Consider the following 20,773-nt stretch of genomic DNA (forward strand, 5'->3'; position numbering starts at 1 on the left):
GCCTACCCAATCGACCTTGATCGGACAGTCGAAGGCAATATACCCGACCTAACCACCATTCAGCAGCTACTTAGAGAGTGTCTCATGTGGTTTGTGGGCGGCCTGCGGGATAATGCGGGACTGTGTCGTCGAATCTTGCGTTGCGGCTGGTGCCGGATGAGCTGTGGGAGCTTGCCGAGCCGTTGATCCCCAGGTTCGCGTCCCGGCGGCAGGGCGGCGGGACCGCAGGGGTGGACGATCGGGCGGTGTTCACCGCGATCGTGTACGTGTTGACCAGCGGCTGCGCGTGGCGGCATCTGCCGGCGGAGTTCGGGGTGAGCGTGCCGACCGCGCACCGCCGGTTCAGCGCCTGGACCAAGGCCGGGCTGTGGCCGCGGCTGCACCACGCCGTCCTGGACGAGCTCGGTGCCCGCGGACAGGTGGACTGGACGTCGGCGATCGTGGACGCCGCCGCCGTCCGCGCCAAAAAAGGGGCACGCTGACCGGCCCCAACCCGGTCGATCGCGGCAAGAAGGGCAGCAAACTCCACATCCTGTCGGACGCCGCCGGGCTGCCGCTGGTGGTCGGTGTCTCGGCCGCCAACCTCCACGACGGCCAAGCCCTCAAGCCACTGCTGATGGCGCTGCCGGCGATCCGGTCCCGGCGCGGCCCACGCCGCCGACGACCGGTCAAGCTCCGCGCCGACAAGGCCTACCACTCCGCCGAGCACCTGAGCTGGCTGCGGCAACGCGGTATCACCCCGCGCATCGCCAGGCCCGGCATCGAGTCCGGCGAACGCCTGGGCCGCCACCGCTGGAAGATCGAGCGGACGCCGGCCTGGCTGTTGGGCTACCGGCGCCTGACCATCCGCTACGAACGCCACAGCCACCTGTTCAACGCCTTCCTCGTCCTCGCCGCCGCCATCACCTGCTACAAGAAGCTCGCCAAACAGCCCACATGAGACACGCTCTTAAGGTCATCAAAACAGGCCTGCCATACAATTTTTGCTATAAAGACGACTCGGACCTTAAAAACATCTTTATAGAGGTCCCGTCCGGCGATTTCACAGCCGACGAAGCTTTCAGGCTGATCATAGATACCATAGCCGGCCGATGGCAGGTGGTCGCCCTACCCGGCTACGCGATCATGTACGGTGATGCGCCGGAGAAATATCCAAGTGCCTTTCGGTACTACAGGAATCAAGTCGCGCAGGACGTTGCTCCCAAAAGTGCACCTGCAGGCGACATCGAGGAGGCGGAAGAAGGATAGAGCTGACCCGCCGCGGGGTCGATGTGGATTTCTGATCGCCAGCTAAAGTGACGGTGCGGCAATTTTATCGACCTATTCCGCTGGCAAGAAACAGAGCCGTCCACCCTACTTGTAGCCGCCAAGAATAGTCCACTCCCTGACTCTACTTTCCCAGTGCTGCATCTATCTGTATGTCAATTGAGCGCTCAATGTTTGCGACCACATTCTGCACCGCAGTCTCGAGCGGTTCAAATTCATCTTCAATCAACCCGTATTTGGACAGCAACTCGTGTTTGTCTTGCATTGATCGTACTTCCGCAGCAGCTGTGCGCCATCCGGCAATAGTTTCGTAGGTGACAGGAAAGCTGCGCTTGTGGAATTCTTTTGGATTCGCAAAGAAGGACAGGTCTTCCCTTTGGCGTTGGACATACCGGAGCACGTCACCTTCTTCGTCCATGAAGCCATTAGCATATTCCAGCTCCTCGATAAAGGTTTCGATCCGCGCGAGCAAGTGCTCGCTTAGCGCCTCGGCTACTTTATGAGTGTCCAACCCGATCTCCGCCCTAAGGGTTTCGGCAATTTTTTCAGGAAGATCGAAATAAGCAGGATTGAAGTGCCGCACATCCTCTTCGATGAATTTCTTCAGTTCTGGGCCGATGTCTGAACTCGTGCCAGCAACTATGGGTCTAAAAATCCCGAACATGTCGCACGCCGAATCGAAATACACCATCGCGGCGGGCGCCAATATCTCCCTACGATGCTGATCGCGATGGTATGTCTCGTTCCGATACCCGTGCAACTTATGCAGAACTGGCTTGATCTCAGAAGGAAGCTTTCCTTTCTCGATTAGAAAGTCGACTTTACCGCCAAAGCTGCCCAGAACCTTCTTCCGGCGTGTTTTGGAGGTGAAACGCTGCTCCATGTCGGATATTTGCTCCCGGATTGCTTGCACTTGCTCCTCTGTCAGGTCCGCGCCGGGGTGTTTGAGACCGCGCCTAAAATTGTCGGCCATGTTGGCTACAGGCTGCTCCAGATAGAAAATCTGTGTCGCCATACGCTGCATGGACAACTCCACCACGTTATCGAGCAGGATCAAGGCCAGGCGCAGATGCGGCACCGTGTCGATCGTGACCAAGCGTTTGGCCTCCTCCATCTGGACAACGAGCAGTTCGAGGTCATGAAAATAGTTCCTGTCAGCCTGTTCGGTGTTCATATGCGCAACTCCCTGATCGGTCTGCCCTCGGTGTGCCCTGTGGTATAATACCGGAGTATCCGGATATCCTTCGGCGAACTCCTCCCTTCAATACCTGGCTAACCGGCATTTGGTCACCGGGCGCGGCGTACCAAGTTGCCGCTGGGGCCTGCACGGCGTCCGCTTTAGGGCACGTGCGCTCCGTCCGTCGGCTACGGAGGGAAGTAGTGAACGAGGGGAAGTCAAGGGTACTGTACGCCCTTATCGCGGTCCTCGTAGGTCTAATCACCGGGATGACCGCAGGTATTCTGAAGTCGATAGACGGGGGGACGGTAGCTAGCGCCTTCCTCTTCGGCGGCGGTGCGTTCGTGACCTCCGTAACGACGGTGCTCGCCCTAATGACCGTCGTTGGGCTATTTGAATCCACAAAGGGATGACACATTGGGTCCCCGGCCGCAATTGGCTGGGGACCCACTCTCAGATCTATCGGTCTCGGGACCGACGTAGGTCATTGTCATCAGGTAAATCCATGACTAATCCTGGCCGCTAACTTGCATGCGAAGCCGATTGGTCAGACTTCGTAGAATTTCCTTGGATCGTTTATTGCTTGTGCCAGTTCGCCGTATATCCGGCAGGGGCGAGAGTCAACGCCGGCTTCAATTTCGTGACTCATAGGGCAAAACCCGTGCGCTAGCTTATCTAGCGCATCCTGCGCTGACTCACGTGAAGCCCAGTATCCGAGCCCAGGGAGCCCAATGACCTCCACCCCCGGCAACATTCGGCTTTCAGTTGCAACGATAGTACCCGGCCAGGATGTGCTGGGCAGCGCCGCGCGGGACGTTCTACGGCAGAGCGCCTCGTGGCGTGCTCGGCGCCGTAGACCGACTACGGTCAGCGTACGCGAGTGATCGTGGTCAGCGGCGTCGTTGGGCATCGCCGACGGTGAACGTTCGCGTGATCGTCAGCCGCCCGGCCGACGGATGGGTGTCGGGTGTGCGCCCATGCTGTATATACCCCTAGGGGGTACCACGCGCATGGCTGCAAGATCGCCATCCGCCCCACCACCATCCCCCGCGATCGCCACGTTCGCGGCCCGTAGCTGCGTGTCCGCCATCTCCGACGTAATCGTGACCTGAACGTCCACCTGGTTGCCCTGCTTGTCGTGACGCATCTGGACGGCGAAGGCGTCCAACAGACGCCGCAAGATCGGCTCAGGCAGCAGCTCAAGGTCGACCGTCCCCGTCGGGCACTGCTCCAGCAGCTCGGGACAGGGCGCCACCGGAGTCGCCTCCCGAAGTTCACGCAGTGCAGCCTGCTTGGCCTCCAGGTCCGCGCCGATACGCGTGGTGCGCTCATTGATGGAATTCACGAACGCAGGCGTAGGCTCCTCGGCGGCCTCCAACGAGTCCAGGACGCGTTCCTTGCGCCGCTTCAACTCCGCGATCTGCCGCTCGACCGCCACCAGCCGCTCCCGGTGCTCGATGAGATGGCTGTCATCAAGCCGGGCGATCATCGCGCGCAGCCGTTCACGACGATGAGGCCCGAACACCTCACGGTTGAAGAACTCGATCAAGCCTGCCGTGGTTAGGGGATCTGGAACTGGGACGAACTGTTCCAGGCAGATGGTCTGCCGTCGGAATTCATATGCCGAGGGTGATCAGATCGATCGCATGTAGGCCCTACGGCATCCGCGTTCACCGGCGGGGTTATCACGTGGCCTTCGGCCGTGGAGGCACAGATGCTTCTGGGGGGTGAGAAGGTGCGGCAATGCGAGACACGAGAAACCTTTTGGCTGGCCCGTTGGGCGGTCGCCATGCCCTACGGGCTGCCGTGTGTCCTCGCGGACGTGCCAGCTGTCCCTCGCAGGAATCGCGTCCTCTCAACGACAACCGGGCCGATCCGGGATTGCGATCACTTGGCCGGGCGGTTCCCGAACTGGTCGAGGTGCTCTTTCATGACGTCGAGCGCGGGTTCTGCGAAGCCGTCCGGCTGCAACTGGAAGGAGTGGAGGCGGGGCTGGGCGCCCTTGTTGTAGCCCATAACCTTGCCGTCGCCGTGGCGTCCCTCGTCGGACTCGACCTTCAGCAGACCAAAGGCACGGAGGGTCTTGTGCGCCTGGTACGTGTCCCGGCCGATGCCATAGTGCAGGAGCCGTTCCTCGGCTGCGATCTTGACCCATGCGCCCTGGTGGCCATGCTGGGTGACCGCGGTGAGCATCATTAGGAGAGCGAGCTCGGCGTCCTCCAGGAGGTGGATCCAGCCGTTGCTAAACAGGCCGGAGGGCAGGGCGAAGGTCTTCTCTCCCCGCGGCGGGACGACATAGGGGGCCGGGTCTCCCAGGTCTCGGGCCCCGCCTTCGTCGAGGAGCCGGAAGCCGTGGTACTTGTCGTACCGCTTGTTCTTGTTGGGCAGATGGACAAGTTGGACGTCGGAGCTGGAAAGCGTCCGGAGGGCTGATACGACCTGGCGCCGCTTCTTGCTGGCCCTGTCGACGGCGACGGAGCCAGCCATCTGGGGCTCCACCGGGACTGCTACCAGGTCGATCCAGCCGACGTCGCCCCCGGTCGCGATCAGTGGAAGGTCGTTTCCGGGCTGCCCGCGTCTCGTCTGCATCTGAGCCGCGCAGAGCGCGATCAGGTAGAAGCGCAGGGCGAGACCGGCCTTTAGCAGACGTGTCGCCGGGGGGCGTTCTTCGGGAGACGGAAGGGCTCGGTCCGAGACCCCATCCTTGGCTGGCTCGCTGCGGTAGATGAAGTGCACGCGTACACGCACGTTCTCCGGCCACTTGCGGCTCAGGCGGCTCAGACTCGATGCGGCTTTGTCGAGGTAGGGCTCGGTGCGGACGAGACGGTCGTGGCGCGTGCCATCCGTTCGCGTTCCTTCGGCGACGCCATGAGGTAGGCGAAAGAGTTTTTCGCCATGGAGACTGACCTCCTGAACTCAACGTCATAACCCGCCTGATTTCTGGCTACGTGTGACTATGTTGACATCTCATCCTCTGGCGGGTTACCGCGCGCTCTCAGCCTACTCGCGTGCGGGGGCGTTCGTCCGAATGATGGAGGTCAGCACCGCCCGCCAAGACGAACGTGGCGGGCCCGACGCCCGGGGCCATCCGGGGCCGGGCCCAGTGCGGCGCATCCTCCGAGTGATGGGAAGACGCATGCCCAGAGTAGACGTACCTCACAACCGGACTCCAAAGCCCCCGTTCACGACACGCACCCTGCTGATCGTGGTCCTGACCCTGGTGACCGGCGGCATCGTCGGCCTCGGCGTCGGCATTTCGTCCGCCGTCGGGGCCGTCCTGATGCGGGGCGTCGGCCTCCCCACCGCCCTCGCGATCGGTTGTGTCGTCGGCATTGGTACCGCGATCTTCACGGGGCTGAAGGCGGCCGTCTTGCTGAACCAGCTCGTGGCGGAGAAGCCCGCCTGACCTGCGGTCGGACTGTGTCGCTGTCGCGTGTGGACGCGCCAGCGGCACGGTCCGTTCGGGAGTCGGCTGCTGCCCATGCGTTCGGTGAGGGTCTCCTTCCAGGTCTTCAGCTTGTCGCCCTTCTCGGGGCTTCTTGTTCGCGCCGCCGACCTCCTCGGTGGAGGCCGGTCCCCCGTCGCCGTCGCCTGGGCGGCTGTGGCGCACGGAGACGCACTCAGGAAGTCCTCCCGGATCTGTTCATCTGGTCGTCCAGCCCGATCGGCTCGCCGTGGTCGAGGTCGATCTCGTCTAGGTCGATGAGCTTCATCACCCGGTCGAGGGACTTCCCGTTGAAGTTCGCGCGCGCCAAGGCGACCTCGACAGCGGAGCGCGCGAGGGGCAGTTCGTAGCGCAGCTCGGTGTGCGCGATGGCGCGGCCCTCGGCGCGCTTCACCCTGGCGTATACCTGCTCCCCGATAAATCCGCCGGTGTCGTCCTTCTGGTCGTCGTCGTTCTTGCCGCCCTCCTTCTTCTTGGCCGCGGTCTTCTTCAGGGCCGGGCCGCCGTCGGCGTCGGCGTCGTCCTTGCGGGCCTTGCCGGTGTGGGGGTCGATGTCGTGGTCGTCCAGCCAGCGGCGGCGCGTGGCGCTCTCGCGGTTGGCGCGCTTCAGCTTCGCCTGCGCGCGCTCCCCCTCCTCCCGCGTCGGCGGGGTGTAGTCGTCCTCCTCATCGTCTGAGCCGCTGCCCTCCCCGCCGCTATTGTTGTTGTCGTCGGGGCTGTCCGCGAGACATGCTCGACCACGTCCCGGCAGACGTCGAGCACTACCAGGGCGCGATGCTTTGGGAAGTCCCTGCGGCCGCTGTGCTCGGTGAGCGTGACCGCTGGGGAAATCGCTGGCCATCGTGTTCAGGGCCTGACCGTTCCCTGCCGCCCATGGGTCGACCCCTGGTCTGTTGGCGATGCTCTTGCTGGTGGCGCGGGCAAGCAGGGTAGCGCTCAGAGGATGAACCAGATTGTCAGTGGCGGCTGGTAGGTCTGTTGCTCTGTCGATCAGCTTCTCCGGGGGGAGGACGTACAGGTATGGCGGGAGAGCGCTACGTCGACCACGAGATCCTCAAAACCTTCGCGCAGCGCAAGGTAAACGTGCCGACGGAGGAGGCAAAGGAGCGCCGCCGTCAGGTGAACCACCTGCGGGAGCGGCTGGAGGACTACATCGCGGACCACCCGGACTTTGACCTGGTGAAGCTCCGCGCGTCTGGCAGCACAGCCAAGCACACGGCGATCCGGCGTAGAAGTGGCACGGGGTCCGATGCGGACGTTGCCGCCTATCTACAGACCACGGATACCGACATCGAGGTTTCGACGATGCTGAGCTGGCTCCGAGACCGCTGCATCGAGGTCTATGGGGCCACGAAGGAAGTGGACGACTTCAAGCTGTCGGACCATGCCGTTGGGATCACCATGCGTGGCAGTGGTTTGAAGATCGACGTCGTGCCGGTGCTGTACACCGGCGAGCCGGATGACAGGGGGTACCTGGTCACCGCCGACGGCATCAAGGTGCTCACCTCGGTCACGCTCCACCTGCAGTTCATCCAGACGCGTAAGGACAAGGCCGGCGGCGGATACCGGGAGGTTATCCGGCTGCTGAAGGCGTGGATCCGCGAGAACAAGGAGATTGACCCAGAGCTGCGTTGCAAATCGTTCCTGCTCGAACTCCTGGTGGCCCACCTCTGGGACGTCGGCTGGAACGGCAAGCCGCTCCAGGTCGAGGACTATCCGGCAGCGATTGAGCAGGTTCTCTCCTACATCGTCCACACCGGCCTGAGGACGCCGATCGTGTTCACCGACTACTACAAGGCCGAGGCGGTGGAGGCGACGGCGCACCCGATCCAGGTCTGGGACCCGGTTAACCCGGAGAACAACGTCGCGTGCGGCTACATCGAGCAGGACCGGCAACGGCTGGTGAACCACGCCACGATCGCCCTGGAGACCATCTCGATGGCCGCCTACGCGGCCACCAAGAGCGAGGCGCTCGATGCCTGGCGCGAGCTGTTCGGTCCCGCCTTCCCGGGAGAGGGATCATGACTGGTTCCTACACGAGATCCGCTTCCGCTTCGTTCACGATCACCGACGCCCGGTATGTCGGAGGCAGAGTCGGCGCCGATCTGCGTCTCCTGCACAACCTCTACGGCAAGCCCGGCCTCGATAACATCGAGAACTACGCCGAGGAGGTCGCGGTCCTCTTGGACCGCGGATTCCTCGACACCGTGGACTACGGCTTCCGCGATACAACGACTAACGCTTGGAAGTTCCGCCTGCGATACAAGGCGACGGTCGGCGGCCAGCTCACGGACTCACGGCCAGGAAGCTTTCCGGACCCGGTCGACCTCACCGGCCACGGCTTCCACAGCCACCTGGCCCACAGCTCTTCCTTCTGGCTCCTGACCAGCAGTGAGCAGGCCGAGTTTGAGCAGAGCCTCCCGATCTCCCGGACGACAGGCACTGCCCCGAGCGCTCTCACGGGCATCACCACTACGGGGCACGGCTACGCCCGCAATGGCGCTGGCGTGTCCCGCGACGTCTACGTCGCCTACTAGTCCAGCGTCATCGGCAGGAAGAATAAATACGTGACCAGCCAAGACGACCTGTTCCACCCCGTCATCGAACTGCCCGAGCCCACCCGCCGCGCACGCTACGACCGCCTAGTTGGCCTCGACGACACAAAACTCCGCCTGCGCAAAGAATCTGCTCTCCTCGCGGACCCCCACCGGCTCCAGGCTTGGGCCGCCGCCTATCACGGCGGGGAGGTCGCTGCTCTCACCCTCTTTGCGGATCGGGCGCCGCTGTTCATCTTCGGCGGCGACGTCGGCTCCGGTAAGTCGGCCCTGGCCGAGTCCTTCGGCTGTGACCTCGCCGACTTTCTCGAACTGCCCGTATACCTGTACCGGCTCAAGCTCGCCACTCGTGGCAGCGGCCTGGTCGGTGAGATGACCTCACTCATCGGCGACGCCTTCACCCACATGCACATGATGGGCAAGCGCGTCTCCGGCTCTCGCGGTGCGCGCGCCGTGCAAATCCTCCTCGTCGACGAGGCCGATGCCCTTGTGCAGTCCCGCGGGGCCCAGCAGATGCATCACGAGGACCGAGCCGGCGTTGACGCGTTCCTGGCCGGCATCGACAGCCTCGCTGGTGCCCGACTCCCGGTCGTCGTGGTGCTGTGCACTAACCGGCTCGCCGCTCTCGACCCCGCCATCATGCGTCGCGCAGCGGCCACCTTCACCTTCAGTCGCCCCAGCGATGAGCAGCGCTACGCGGTCCTCAGCCAGGCACTCGACGGGCTCGGCATCCGGCCGGAAACCGTCCGCAAGGTCGTTGAGCTCACCGGCCCTAACGGCGACCAGCCCGGCTACACGTTCTCCGACCTGACCCAGCGCCTCGTCCCGGCCGCCGTCTTCCGCGCTTTTCCCGACCGGTCGGTCACTGATGAAGACCTCCTCGCCCTCGCCGAGGAGCTGGAGCCGACCCCTGTCTTCACCGAGAGACGCTGATGACCCATCTGCCCGCGGCTGGGCCTACCAGCGTTCGCACCACCGGCGACTACTACCAATGGCTCGTCGCATGGGATGCCTGCCTGTCCCTTCTTCGGGAGACCGCCGCCCACTCGCACAACCCCGTCCGCGCAGTCGGCGTCGAACTTGAGGGCGCGGGCAATCTCGACGACGTTGTCCTGCTACGTGAAGCACCTCCAAACACCTACAAGCAAGTCAAATACGCAGTTGACAGCGCTACACCAGTCAACGAGGATTATTTGACCAAGCCCAGCGCCAACGGTGGTCCGTCGATCCTCACCAAGATCGCCAGGACATGGAAGATGCTCACGGCGGACAGCGGCAGCGCCGACCTACGCCTGGTCAGTAACCGGGCGGCCGACGCCGCAGACGTCCTAATGGCGGGCCGCGACGCCCGCACCGGCCTCCTGATGCCCAAGGCGGCCATGGGCGGGACCAGGTCCGACCGAGGCAGGGCCCGCGCCCGGTGGGCACAGGAAGCCGAGCTAACCGAGGCCGAGCTCATCGATCTCCTGTCGGTGCTGCGCTTTGACCTGCCTCTGGACATGGTCTGGTATCAGGAGAACCTCCGACTCCTAATGGCTGTCACCGGGCTTCGCCACGACCAGCGGGCGCTTGAGGAAGGAGCCGCCTGGGTCGCCAAAGTGGTCCGCGAAGGTCGACGTGAACTCACGTTGACAATGGTCACGGCCGCCGTCGCCGAGCTAAACCTGAAGGCTGGCCCAGCCCGGGCAGTACTGTCAATCGCTACCCTCAAGCCGGACCCGTTGGCGTCGGACGCCGACCATGCCATCGACTGGGTCGACCGCTTCGAGGGCGACTCCGACTATGCCAAACGTCGTCCCCTGTCGCCGAATACCTGGGCGCAGCTACAGGCAGACATTGAGGCTGCACCGGGAGCCCTGCCTGCCGGGACTACCGCCGTCTCCGTCACGGGCAGTATCCGTCTCGCGCCGGCCTTCCTAGTCGGTACCACCTTCCGCATGGTCACCGGTACCGACCTCGCGGTGGTCCAGCGCGGGAGGACCGGTAGTCAGCTCTGGTCCACCTCCGACCCATTCAACACCGCGTTGGCCCCGGGAGTCGACGAGTACGAGATCGGCCAAGGCGACGAGGTCGCCATCGCCATCGCCGTCGCGACGGACCCCACTGAGGACGTCCTGAATTACCTGCGTGAGCAGAATGTCCCCGTCAGCAAGCTCATCGTCCTCACCCCGTCGAGCGGCACAGCGAACGACGGCTCCGTCCCCGACAGCATCGCCGCAAATGCCTTGGCTGTTGGCATCCGCGATCATCTACGCCGCTCTACTCGGCGGGTGCAGCGAATGTACCTCTTCCTCGCTTGCCCGATGGGACTTGCTGTTTTGCTAGGCAACCGATGGAATCGACTATGTCAGACCGTCGTGTATGAGGACATCAAAGTTGAGAACGGATATGAACCTGCATTCATTGTGGAAGCATAGAGTGGCCCGACTTGAGAAGCCACAGCCAAATTGACGATTTACAACGAGAGTCGCGATGACCTGAATTTTCCCCAGCAACGTCGACAGATTCGATCGACTGCACAAAGTCTCAACATCGTTGCTTATCGTGCGAGTGCAAAGTGAATAAGGTCAAGCTTTACCAAAGACGTAGCCGTGAGTCTATTCTGTTCGAATTGCTAAAACAATCTTGGTTGATCGTATTGGGCATTGCAGACAGGACCCAACCATCGGCTCTATCGAGAATAATTAGAGGTTTGACGAGGGTGAGCGAAGTTCCAGCCCCTAACCAAACCCCTGCAGGCGTAAGACTTCAGCGGTCCGCCCCGAACATTCTGGTAGCTGCCCGATAGCACTGGCCGCTTGATATGTCAGCATCGAAATTCTGGGTCCTCCGATCCCTCACCCACACCTAAGCCCTCCGCGCCATCGACCCCTTCAACAACCGCGTCCGCTCCCCCGCAAGCACACCCGTCCAAGCAAGCTAACCTCTGCACGGCAAATCTACCTCCGACCCTAATTCACCCAGGCGAGGTCGAAATAGGAGATCGTTCCTCTCACATGGAGAGATACCACTTGGTCGTCAAGAAGAACGTACACCCACGGGGGGACCACTGCCAGCACGAAGCGGGTAAACGGAATGCGACCCAACGCCTCTAACTACTCTCACGCCCCCTCGTGATTGACCGAACTGCGCAGACTATCAACGAGCACCATACAGGCCATGTCGGGTAGCCACTGATCAACTGAGCGCGAGGCCCATACACGGCCATACCATGTATCGGCCCAGGATGGCGCAACGACAGGTCGTAGCTATCAACTAGGACGCGCTAGACATCATCGACCGGGGTTACGGCGACCATGCACAAACGGTTGTGATCACCCCGGCGACATGGGCCGCGCGGTTAGGGGATTGGGAAGTGGGACGGGATCGTTATTTGGCAGCGGTGGGCGGTCGGGTTGTGGGTGCAGCCATGCGCATGGTTTCCCGTAGGGGGTACCACATAGACCGGCACGCGCTTCCATCGCGCCGGTGTCGATCGCCGTGCATGCCGCGTCATGCTGGGTGCCTGCGATTTCGGACGTGATGATGACTTCACACTCCGCCCAACCCAACGTTGTGGGGGTCGATGAGCACCTCGGCCTTGGACTGCTTGGTCCATACCTCGAACCCGGTGTAGCGCGGATTCCTCAGCAACGCCAGCACTGTCCCCACCGTCCAGCCCGCTCCGTTCCGGTGCCGGTTACAGGCAGGATCATGCGCCGAGGGACACGGGACGCCGTCGGCGTCCAGTACTCCGGCGATGCGCCGCGCGCCGTACCCCGCAAGACGCAGGGCGAAGGTCTGCTCCACGATCGGCGCCGCCTCCAAGTCGAGTTCCAGCCGATGGCTCCGCGCCCCCAAGCCACCATCGCCGGGTGGGGATGCGGGCCCGCATCGGCCAGCCGATACACATAAGGCGGCCGACCGCCCAGGAAACGTCCCTCGAACTCAGCCTGCGCCGACATGGCCGTCCGGACCCTCTCTACCAACAGGTAGTCGACGCCATCGAGGACCAGATCGCCAAAGGCGAGCTCGGCCCCGACGACAAGGTCCCCTCAGCGAAAGTCATCTCCGAGACCTTCAACGTCGCCAACATGACCGCCCAACGCGCCCTCCGCGAACTCCAACAGCGAGGCGTCGCCGGCCGCGGCAGCTTCGTCCGCCCCGACGCCGTCACCCGCCTGGCCAAAACAGCACAGCCGATCACCGTCGACGCCCAATACCGCGCCGCCATGAACGACCTCCGCGAAGCCTCCCGACAGGTCAACGCCGCCTTCGAAGAGGCCGTCGCATCGACAAGATCCTCCAAGCCCGCCGCGACGTCGACGACTACTGGAGCGCCCAACACCCCCAGGTCGTCGAACTCACCCTGTACAGCCACCGCGTCAGCCAAGCCGGACGCAAGATCGAAGGCGTCCTCAACGAGGACTGAAAGCTCCTGAACCACACCCCGAACCGAGGTAGCTGGCTGAAAACTTTTCTACAAGTATCAAAAGCGCGCCTCCGGCGCGCCGCAGGCTACGCCCGCCCGGGACGGGCACGCCTCCTGCCTCCGGCCCAGCAGCCCGCCCGGCAACAAGGCCACAGTGACCCGCACAGCCTCGGCAGCCCGAGGCAAGGGGCAGCTGACTGCGGAAGCGTCAGAGAGAGCTGACGAACGACCGCTGTCAGCCCACCCAGCCTTCCCTCCGACGGCAGCGACATCGGTCGAGCAAAGTACGGCCGGGCGCCACTGGGGCGAGGCGAGGACGTACCTTGGCCCTAGCGAGCACCGCTCCGACACCGCGACGCCTACGCAGCTCCGGCGGGTTGTAGGAACCCTACAACCCGAACCACAGCTTGACGGCAACGGGGGCGGACGAAACCCCGCCCTACCTGCAGGTCATCACCAGCGTGTCATCAGCCACCATCCGGGAAAAGGCGCCGAATATGATCAACGTCTGAACCCGCCTGGATAACGGCATCGAAGCTGTATGTATCGTCACAGAGAACTAGCTCGATTTGTGGCGGTATGAGGCCTCGAAACCAAGCAACGAAATCGGCCACAGCACCCTCTTGTCCATCAAGATAGACACATTGACCCGATTCGTGCATGGACCCTTCGACTTCAGCGTCCCCCTGACCGTAGTTCCAAGTCACGTCGAGAACTGGATCACTCCGATCGGCCGGCCCACCTATTTGAGCTTCGGTCCATCGCGATGCGATCTTCTCAATCAGAGACTCCCTCTGCACTGACCACGAGTCGTCCTGGACGACCAGCAAGTACGTCATGTCACCCTACCCTACGACCACTTGGCCAGGGATACCGTACCTGGCCATGAGGCCCTCGAAGTACGGTACAGCCCCAGACTCGTTCGTGATCACCCGCAGATTGGTGAAGGGATTTGATGAATCACCGATCACATCAGCATATCTACTGAATTCGCTTTCGGTTTTTGTGTTGATAAAGCCTCTGATCTTATCCGGGATTCCAGACCCAGGCACGAACGGACTCCGCCCGGGATTGCCTACGTACTTCGCGTCGAGAAGTGTCGTGGTTCCTTCGATCCCGTCCGCCCAAACCTGGGACCCGCCTCCGACACAGAGTTGTTCGCACGGGCCCGTATGCGCCACTTGATACCCATGGCTTGGACCACTTCCTACCGCAGGCCGTGTCTTTTCCACTCCCGGAAGAAGCGGACCCATTCCGCAGTTGTGGACTAGAACCGAGGTGTCGCCGGCCAGTACGTAGTAGGTGTGGGTGTCGGCGATGGTGAGGTCGTGGACGTAGGGGTGCGTCGCCAGCTGGGTGGTGTGGGTGACCTGGCGGGTTTCACCGGAGGGAGTGCGGAGTTTGGTGCCGGGCTTGAGGTGGTCGACACGGATCCAGGTGTTGTGTCCGGCGTCCCAGAAGCGGTGATGTTCGGTGGCGAGGATGACACCGGCCTTGCGGTGCTTGCCGCTGGCCACGGTGATCTGGAAGAGGCCGGTGTAGTTGGTGCCGCCGAACGCGGCGAGGACCGTCTTGGTCGTGGTCTTGCCCGTCTTGGGGTCGGTGGAGGTGACCTTGTCGCCGACCTTGACCTTCTCGATCGGCTTGGACGAGCCGTTGGCGAGCAGGACCATGGTGCCCGCGGGAAAACTGTTGAGGCAGCGCCCGGCGCTTTGGGCGCCGCGTCTCAGTCCCACCTTCGACGCGGCGCGGCCCGCGGCACCGCTCGCGCTACGGCCGAGAGCTGCCTTGGCGCTGCCCGCCGCCTTGCCTACGGCGCCGCCGACGACCCGTCCGGCGGCCGTGCCGGCGAGTTTGCCCAGTAGGGCGCCGGCGCCTCTGCCTATTCCCCAGCCCACGGCGCCCCCGACGCCGCCGATGAGGGCCTGTTTGGCGGCTCCGCCCGCGGACCATTTGTCGGGTTTGTTGGAGACCGCGTAGCCGGCCAGGTTGCCCGCGGCGCCACCGGCGATGGCGCAGCCGACGCTGCCGAATCCGCTGGTCACGACCTCGCAGCCTGTGGTGACCACGACGGCGACGGTGACCGTGACGATGACGGCCTTGTGCTCATTCCAGAGGTTTTTGGCCTTGCAGCCGAAGTCCCATCGGCCGCAGTGCTGGGGAGCTGGGGCGGGCGGGCTGGTCACCGGCGGGGCGCCGCCACCACCGCCACCACCACCGCCCCCACCGCCGCCTCCTCCGCCGACCCCTTCACCGCAGCTCCAGCCGCAGCCGGGGGAGTCGAACATCAGGCCGCTGGGGTCAGAGTTGGTGACCGGGTTGTTGCCCGCGTAGGCGTAGCCGTTCCAGGACTGGGGGTTGGAGCCGTCGAAGACGGGGTCGACGGAGATGAACCGGCCCGTATCCGAGTCGTACTTGCGGGCGCCGAGGGTCGTCAGGCCGGTGTTGCCGTTGACGGTGCCGCCGACGAAGCCGCGCTCGCCCTGCCAGTTCGTCGGGATGGTCCCGCGGGCTTGCCCGAACGGGGTGAATCGGCGGTGGGTGACGTCCTGGGTGGACTCGGCGATGGAGATGTCGGACGAACCGTGGGGGTCGCTGCGCAGCCAGGTCAGGCCGGCGGTCGTGCGGGACGCGACTGGGTCGTCGCCGAGGTTGTAGTACCGGGTGGCGCTGGTCTTGCCGGTCGACTGGGTATAGCGCACCTCCATCCCGGCGACGGCGAGGGTGGCGCTGCCGTCGGGGTCACGGCGGATGAGCTGGTTGCCGTCGGCGTCGTAGAGGAAGGTGGTGTCGGTCCCGCCTTCGGTGATCTTGGACAGGTGTCCTTCGACGTCCCAGCTGAGCGTCTGGCCGGCGGTGGCGCCGGGGCGCGTGGTGGTGTTGCCGTCGGCGTCGTAGCCGTAGGCGTCCGTCTGGCCGTTGCGCGGGCCGCCCTGGAAGGAGACCGAGGTCAGGGTGTGCGGCTGGGAGTGGCCGGCGCCCGGGTAGTTGAAGGTCTTGTTGATGTCCTTGGTGGTGTCGCCCGTGATGTCGTGGTTGGTCTCGCTTGTGCGGTTGCCGACCAGGTCGTAGCCGAACGACTGCCAGTACGGTTGCGCGCCGCCGAGCAGGGAGTTGGCGTTGGACGCGGTGGGCGTGGTCCCGCAGTCGTCGGTGGAGGGCGTCCAGGCGTCGGTGAGGCGTTGCAGGTGGTCGTGGGCGAAGCACTGGACGTCGGGTGTCTGGCCTGTCGGGGTGTCGGCGACGCGCTTGACGTCGCCGATGTCGTTATAGGTGTAGTTGAGGTCGCCGACGGGAGTGGGTGAGACCTCGCGCTGGGTGGTGGTGCGGGTGAGGCGGTTGGTGCCCTGCTCGTAGTAGTTGGTCTCCTGGACGCGTTTGCCGCCGGTGGAGTAGGTCTGCTGGAGCTTCTGGCCGAGCTTGGAGTAGCTGGTGTTGGTGACGTACCAGGTCAGGCCGTGCAGGGTGGTGGGGTTGCCGAGCTCGTCGTAGCCGTAGAGGAGCGTCTCGGACGGAAGTCCGCCCGAGCCGATCTGGCCCCCCGCGGGCAGGACGGACTGATGGGGCGTTCCGTCCAGGTTGTAGGTGTTCGTCGTCTTGTAGGTGCCGCCCAGCCCCGTCTCGGACGTGGGGATGGTGACCTTGGAGCTGAGGGTGCGGTACGCGTCGTCATAGCCCAGGACCTCGTTCTTGTAGGCCTGCCCGTTGACCCAGCGGGTGGACGAGGCGGGCTTGCCCTTGACCGAGGTGCCGTCGGTGAGGGTGTCGTAGGTCCACTCGGCCAGCTTTGTACCGCTGGTGCCGATTCCTGAGTATTCGCCGGTCTTGCGGCCGAGGACGTCGTGCGTGTACGTCACGCTCTGGTTCCTGGCGTCGGTGACCGTCTTGACCAGGTCGGTGCCGTCGTCGTAGACGAGGCTGGTGGTACCCCGGTCCGGGTCGTCGATCGACGTGGGACGGCCGCGCTGGTCGTAGTGGTAGGTCCAGGTGCTGCCGGCGGCGTCGGTGATCGTGGCGGGCTGGCCGTCGGGAGCGTAGGTGTACCTGGTCGCGTCGAAGTGGGTCGCGTCCTTGTACTGGTCGACCTCGGTCTTCTGGCCGCGCGCGTCCACGAGCGTGGTGGTCTTGGTGCCGCCCTGCGGCGGCGTGACCGTAATGCGGTCGCCGCCATAGACGGTGCCCGTGCGCCACTTCTCGTTTCCGCCGACACGGAAGATCTCGGCGGTTCTCCACTCCATGCCGTCGTACTGGTTGACCGTCTGCGAAGGGATGTCGTCGTCGCTGGCCGGGACGAACAGGGTCCCGCCCGGCGCGCTCGCGTTGTAGTAGCTGTTGTTGGTCTTGGCGACCAGGCCGCGGGTGTCGTAGACGGTGTCGCTGATCAGGCGGCCACCGCCGGGCGCCGGCTCCTGGGTCTGCCGGGGGCGTAGATGCCCGTCGTACAGCGCGTACCCGGTGGTGTAGGCGCCCTCAGCGCGCAAGGTGGACGTCGAGACGACGGTGGGGGCATTGACGCTGACCGCGTAGCCGAACTTGAGGCTCGGAGTCGCGGTCGTGGCTCGTCCGGGCAGCCATACGCTCGTCAGCCTGCCGAGCGGATCGTAGGCCAGGCTGGTGCGCTTGTTGTTCTCGTCCACGGTGGCGGTGCTGAGGCCGGACGCGGGATCGATCTCGGTCCTGGTGACGAAGTTCGCCGGGTCGGTGACCGTGGCCGCGGTAACGACCCCGGTCGCCGGCGTGTAGGCGTTGACGGTCTTGCGACCGGCCTGGTCGTAGACGGTGGTGGGCCGCCCGTAGGGGTCCGGGGACGGGTTGGTGCCGACGGTGACGTAGCGCGGGCTCCCGTCCTGGAAGCCGTCGAGCTTGTCGGTCTTGGTGACGTCGCCCTTGGTCGGCGCCACGTTCCAGGACTGCCCGTCGTAGAACTTCCGGGTGTCGGTGATCACGTCGTCGGGACGGGAGGTGGACGCCCCGCACCCCTTGGCGACGGTCTCCTCGCGGGAGGCGAAGGAGACGAGCCACTTGTCGTCATCGCGGGCGTAGGTGGTCCGGGTGCACCGGTCGTCGGCGGTGGTGGAGGTGTCGCCCCGGTCGTCGACCAGGCTGATCATCCCGTAGTCGTCGTAGGTGTTGCCGATCTCGGTACGCCGGTACCCGCCGCCCCCCAGCGCCCGGCGGGTCCGGATCTTGTCCTGGTAGACCCGGTCGGCGGTGGTCGTCCCCCACGGGCGGACGCGCTTGGCGGTCTGGTGGACCGACACGTCGGTGATCGTGGCGGTGACCTCGTTGCTGCCCGGACCGTTGTAGTGGATTTCCTCGCGCTCCTGGCCGGCCAGCGGCTCGGCGTCGGTGACGTCGTGACCCTCGGAGTCGGTGACCTTCGCCGCGCGGGTCGACCCGTCTGGCTGCTCGTCGCCGTCCATGCCCTGGAAGTACAGGTACTTGGTCTGCGAACGCTGTTCGGCGACGTCGCCATGGGTCACGATGGCCTCGCCGAAGCCACGCCACTGCGACCAGGTCTTGTACTTCTCCGGGGACAGGCCGTCGTCATCGTCGTGATGCCAGGCCGCGTTCTTGTAGGAGTAGGTGGTCACTTCGGGCAGGCCGCCGCCGACACGGTCGTAGGCGGTCACCGCGGTCACCACGTACTTGTGGAACCAGTCCCGTTGCGGCGTGTCACCGCCCTCGGGCGTCCAGTACTGCGGGAAGCAGCGTTTGTGGTTGCTGCCGATCGACGGATAGTCGGCCGGTGTGCAGTCCTTGTCGGAATAGCTGATCGAGTGGGAGCCGCCGGTCTCGTTGTCGATCGTCGCGAGCCGCAACTTGGCCATCGGCGGATAGGAGCTGGAGTCGACCCGGTTGTCGAGCTTGATGGGGCCGAAGCGCACGGCCGGCATGGCCTCTGTTCCGCCGTTCATGCCGGTGTGCTGGACGGAATCCAGCCAGAGCGTGTCGGCCCTGCCGTAGTCGGTGGGCACGAACGTGTGCTCGAACTTCCAGTTGTCGGCGTTCTTGGTGGTCGTTCCCGACAGAACCTGAGTGGTGATTCCGCCGAGCATCTTGCGCGTCCAGAAAGTGGGCGCATAATTTCCAGTGCAGGTCGTCCCGGACGCGCAGTTCTGGTCGAAGGGCACGTCCGGCCAGTGCGCGGCGCCGGCGGCGTTCAGCTTGTTCTCGGCGCAGTCGAAGGACGCGTCGGGCAGGCACCGCTCGACGTTGGCGAAGACCACCTGCGCGGGAGCCTGGACGAACAGATCGCCGCGCTGCCCGTAACCGATCTTCTTCAGGTAGCCGCCGCGCACGTACTCGGTCGGCGTGCCGTTGGGCACGCCGTCGGTCAGCGTGGTGGTGTTGCGCTGGTAGTAGTTGGTCTCCTTGCCGTACCAGAACGTCGATGCCGTGCCGTGCGGATCGACGACGTAGTCCAGGTTCCACCGCCATGCCTGCTGGCACCACGAAGCATCGAACCCGCTGTCCTTGTTGCACGGTTCATCGGGGTCGTTGCCGTAAACCGGGACCGTCCAGGCGGAGTTCGTCTCCGCCTTCCCCTTCTCCCACCCGGGAAGGTGGTTGAGACCGAAGAAGTACTGGACGCCGTCGGGCGCCGTGACCTTCCAGTGCTCGCCGTTGTCGTCACCGTTGGTGCCCCCGGTGAGCTTCTCGACCTTCATTCCGTCGTCGCGCTTGGGTTTCCAGAAACCCTTCTCGTCGTCGCGAATGAGTTCGGTCGCATTACCATTCAGCGTCAGGATGGCGTTGTCATAACGCCAGCAGTTGTCGGCCCGTTTGGGCCTGACACCGTCGTCGGCGCAGGAACGGTACCGGCGTTCGATGTAACCGGGCCAGTAGTCGAAGCCCTCACCGACCCAGGACGCCTGGTTGTTCGTGCTGGACGTCCGTCCGTCAACGCCGCCGGACGAGTAGGCCAGCTTCAGCGTCGGGGTGGGCCCGCCGGGGACCGGCGGGGCGCGCATCGGATAGTCCCACCCGAACGAACCGGTCTGCGTGGAGACATCCCAGGTCGAGGAGGGTGAGAGAGACGTGGCCTTGTAGTCGCCGGACGGGCCGGACGGGCCGGCGGTCGCCGCCAGGGTCAGCGGCGTGACGCTGGACGGCGCGGAACGCGGCACCGCCTGCCCGGTCGCGGACGTGGCCGGCAGCAGAACATCGGCGGACAGCGTCCCGGACTTGATGTCGTTGGTGGTCTTCAAGGGCTTCTGCACCTGGCATTCCGGGCGCTGCGGGGTCGTCGCGGCGCACGCCGGCAACGCGACCAGCCGCAGGCGCGACGCCCAGTCACCGCCATAGGCAGACGCGAAACCCTGGTAGTCGAGCCGCACCGACACCGCGCCGCCCTTGGCGGCCGCAGGGTCGAGGTTCGTCAGGGCCAACCCCAGGCCCCGCACGTTCATCTGCTGCGAGGCGGACTGGTCGAGTACCTGGACGCGGACCTGCCGCGGGGTCGGCTGCCCGGAACCGGGCACGGCGCCCTTGGGTTTGGCCGTGGCCGCCTTCGGCACGTTGAGCCAGATCGGCAGCTTGCCGGCCCGTGCGCCGCCGTCGCGTCCTGGAGCCGCCTGCCTGGCCGAGGAGGAGGCCGAGTTGTTCCCGCTGGAGATCGCGGCACGCAGGTCCACGGTCTCCGACGTCGCCTGGGGCCAGGTGACCTTGGGCGCCGAACGCCGGGCGCTGTTCTCGGACGGGGCGGGCTTGCGCGGCCGGGGTTTCCACCGGCTTCCGGGCACCGACTTCTGTGACTGTGGCTTGGGAGGCTTCCACCCGAACTCCGCGGCTTCCACCCGCCCGGGGGCCATCAGGCTGGTTCCCAGTGTGATGGCCGTTGCGATGGCCAGCCAGGAGAACAGAACGACCCGGCGACGCATCCGCGTCAATCCCCATCCGGACCACAACACGGCAGA

General features: G+C 64.6%; 16 protein-coding genes. 9 read left to right on the plus strand and 7 right to left on the minus strand.

What is annotated here, in order from left to right; all coding sequences use genetic code 11:
• Positions 1-122 precede the first annotated feature (122 nt).
• Positions 123-940 (plus strand): IS5 family transposase gene (locus K2F47_RS24770; RefSeq protein ID WP_242907586.1). Its coding sequence is split into 2 segments (ribosomal slippage): positions 123-470 and positions 473-940, totalling 816 coding nucleotides; the frame shifts between segments, so codons are not numbered across the junction.
• Entirely contained in the window at positions 937-1,248 is a 312-nt protein-coding gene (locus K2F47_RS24775) for a hypothetical protein (protein ID WP_242907587.1), read from the plus strand. The genes K2F47_RS24770 and K2F47_RS24775 overlap by 4 nt, the downstream gene beginning before the upstream one ends.
• Positions 1,249-1,390: 142 nt before the next feature.
• Here K2F47_RS24775 and K2F47_RS24780 read toward each other — a convergent pair whose 3' ends face one another.
• Positions 1,391-2,440, minus strand: a complete 1,050-nt coding sequence (locus K2F47_RS24780; RefSeq protein ID WP_242907588.1) for a hypothetical protein — start codon at positions 2,438-2,440, stop codon at positions 1,391-1,393.
• Between the two features lie 206 nt (positions 2,441-2,646).
• Between K2F47_RS24780 and K2F47_RS24785 the strand changes: the two genes are divergently transcribed.
• On the plus strand, positions 2,647-2,856 hold the full coding sequence (locus K2F47_RS24785) for a hypothetical protein (RefSeq protein ID WP_242907589.1): 210 nt from the start codon (positions 2,647-2,649) through the stop codon (positions 2,854-2,856).
• Between the two features lie 524 nt (positions 2,857-3,380).
• On the opposite strand, the gene K2F47_RS24790 is transcribed toward K2F47_RS24785, so the two are convergent.
• Positions 3,381-3,992 carry a hypothetical protein gene (locus K2F47_RS24790; RefSeq protein ID WP_242907590.1) on the minus strand — a complete coding sequence of 204 codons (612 nt, stop codon included), beginning with the start codon at positions 3,990-3,992 and terminating at the stop codon, positions 3,381-3,383.
• A 338-nt stretch (positions 3,993-4,330) separates the two neighbouring features.
• Positions 4,331-5,179: a hypothetical protein gene (locus K2F47_RS24795; RefSeq protein ID WP_242907591.1), complete on the minus strand. Its 849-nt coding sequence runs from the start codon at positions 5,177-5,179 to the stop codon at positions 4,331-4,333.
• A gap of 469 nt (positions 5,180-5,648) precedes the next feature.
• Here K2F47_RS24795 and K2F47_RS24800 point away from each other — a divergent pair, with 469 nt between their 5' ends.
• Positions 5,649-5,849 (plus strand): hypothetical protein, encoded by a 201-nt coding sequence (locus K2F47_RS24800; RefSeq protein WP_242907593.1) that lies wholly within the window; start codon positions 5,649-5,651, stop codon positions 5,847-5,849.
• 214 nt (positions 5,850-6,063) lie between these two features.
• Here the strand turns inward: K2F47_RS24800 and K2F47_RS24805 are convergent, their stop codons facing one another.
• Entirely contained in the window at positions 6,064-6,729 is a 666-nt protein-coding gene (locus K2F47_RS24805) for a hypothetical protein (RefSeq protein ID WP_242907595.1), read from the minus strand.
• 179 nt (positions 6,730-6,908) lie between these two features.
• On the opposite strand from K2F47_RS24805, the gene K2F47_RS24810 reads away from it, so the two are divergent.
• The 4 genes from K2F47_RS24810 to K2F47_RS24825 are packed head-to-tail and all read left to right on the plus strand — an operon-like array spanning position 6,909 to position 10,860.
• Entirely contained in the window at positions 6,909-7,913 is a 1,005-nt protein-coding gene (locus K2F47_RS24810) for a CBASS oligonucleotide cyclase (RefSeq protein ID WP_242907597.1), read from the plus strand.
• Positions 7,910-8,425, plus strand: coding sequence for an HORMA-1 domain-containing protein (locus K2F47_RS24815; RefSeq protein ID WP_242907599.1), 516 nt, complete (start codon positions 7,910-7,912; stop codon positions 8,423-8,425). Before K2F47_RS24810 ends, K2F47_RS24815 begins: the two co-directional genes overlap by 4 nt.
• Before the next feature lie 30 nt (positions 8,426-8,455).
• Positions 8,456-9,376 (plus strand): AAA family ATPase, encoded by a 921-nt coding sequence (locus tag K2F47_RS24820; RefSeq protein WP_242907600.1) that lies wholly within the window; start codon positions 8,456-8,458, stop codon positions 9,374-9,376.
• Positions 9,376-10,860: an SAVED domain-containing protein gene (locus tag K2F47_RS24825; RefSeq protein ID WP_242907601.1), complete on the plus strand. Its 1,485-nt coding sequence runs from the start codon at positions 9,376-9,378 to the stop codon at positions 10,858-10,860. The genes K2F47_RS24820 and K2F47_RS24825 overlap by 1 nt, the downstream gene beginning before the upstream one ends.
• 1,114 nt (positions 10,861-11,974) lie before the next feature.
• On the opposite strand, the gene K2F47_RS24830 is transcribed toward K2F47_RS24825, so the two are convergent.
• A complete protein-coding gene (locus K2F47_RS24830; protein WP_242907602.1) occupies positions 11,975-12,283 on the minus strand; it encodes a recombinase family protein in 309 nt (102 codons plus the stop codon).
• Positions 12,284-12,303: 20 nt separating this feature from the next.
• On the opposite strand from K2F47_RS24830, the gene K2F47_RS24835 reads away from it, so the two are divergent.
• Entirely contained in the window at positions 12,304-12,864 is a 561-nt protein-coding gene (locus K2F47_RS24835; RefSeq protein WP_242908770.1) for a GntR family transcriptional regulator, read from the plus strand.
• A 457-nt stretch (positions 12,865-13,321) separates the two neighbouring features.
• Here the strand turns inward: K2F47_RS24835 and K2F47_RS24840 are convergent, their stop codons facing one another.
• Both K2F47_RS24840 and K2F47_RS41495 read right to left on the minus strand, forming a co-directional pair.
• Positions 13,322-13,693: a hypothetical protein gene (locus K2F47_RS24840; protein ID WP_242907603.1), complete on the minus strand. Its 372-nt coding sequence runs from the start codon at positions 13,691-13,693 to the stop codon at positions 13,322-13,324.
• Between the two features lie 6 nt (positions 13,694-13,699).
• The gene (locus K2F47_RS41495; protein ID WP_242907604.1) at positions 13,700-20,599 is read right to left on the minus strand and encodes a restriction endonuclease fold toxin-2 domain-containing protein; all 6,900 of its coding nucleotides are present in this window, start codon (positions 20,597-20,599) and stop codon (positions 13,700-13,702) included.
• Positions 20,600-20,773 lie beyond the last annotated feature (174 nt).

Origin of the sequence: Actinomadura terrae (assembly GCF_022751215.1) — a bacterium.
Classification (GTDB): Bacteria; Actinomycetota; Actinomycetes; order Streptosporangiales; family Streptosporangiaceae; genus Spirillospora; species Spirillospora terrae.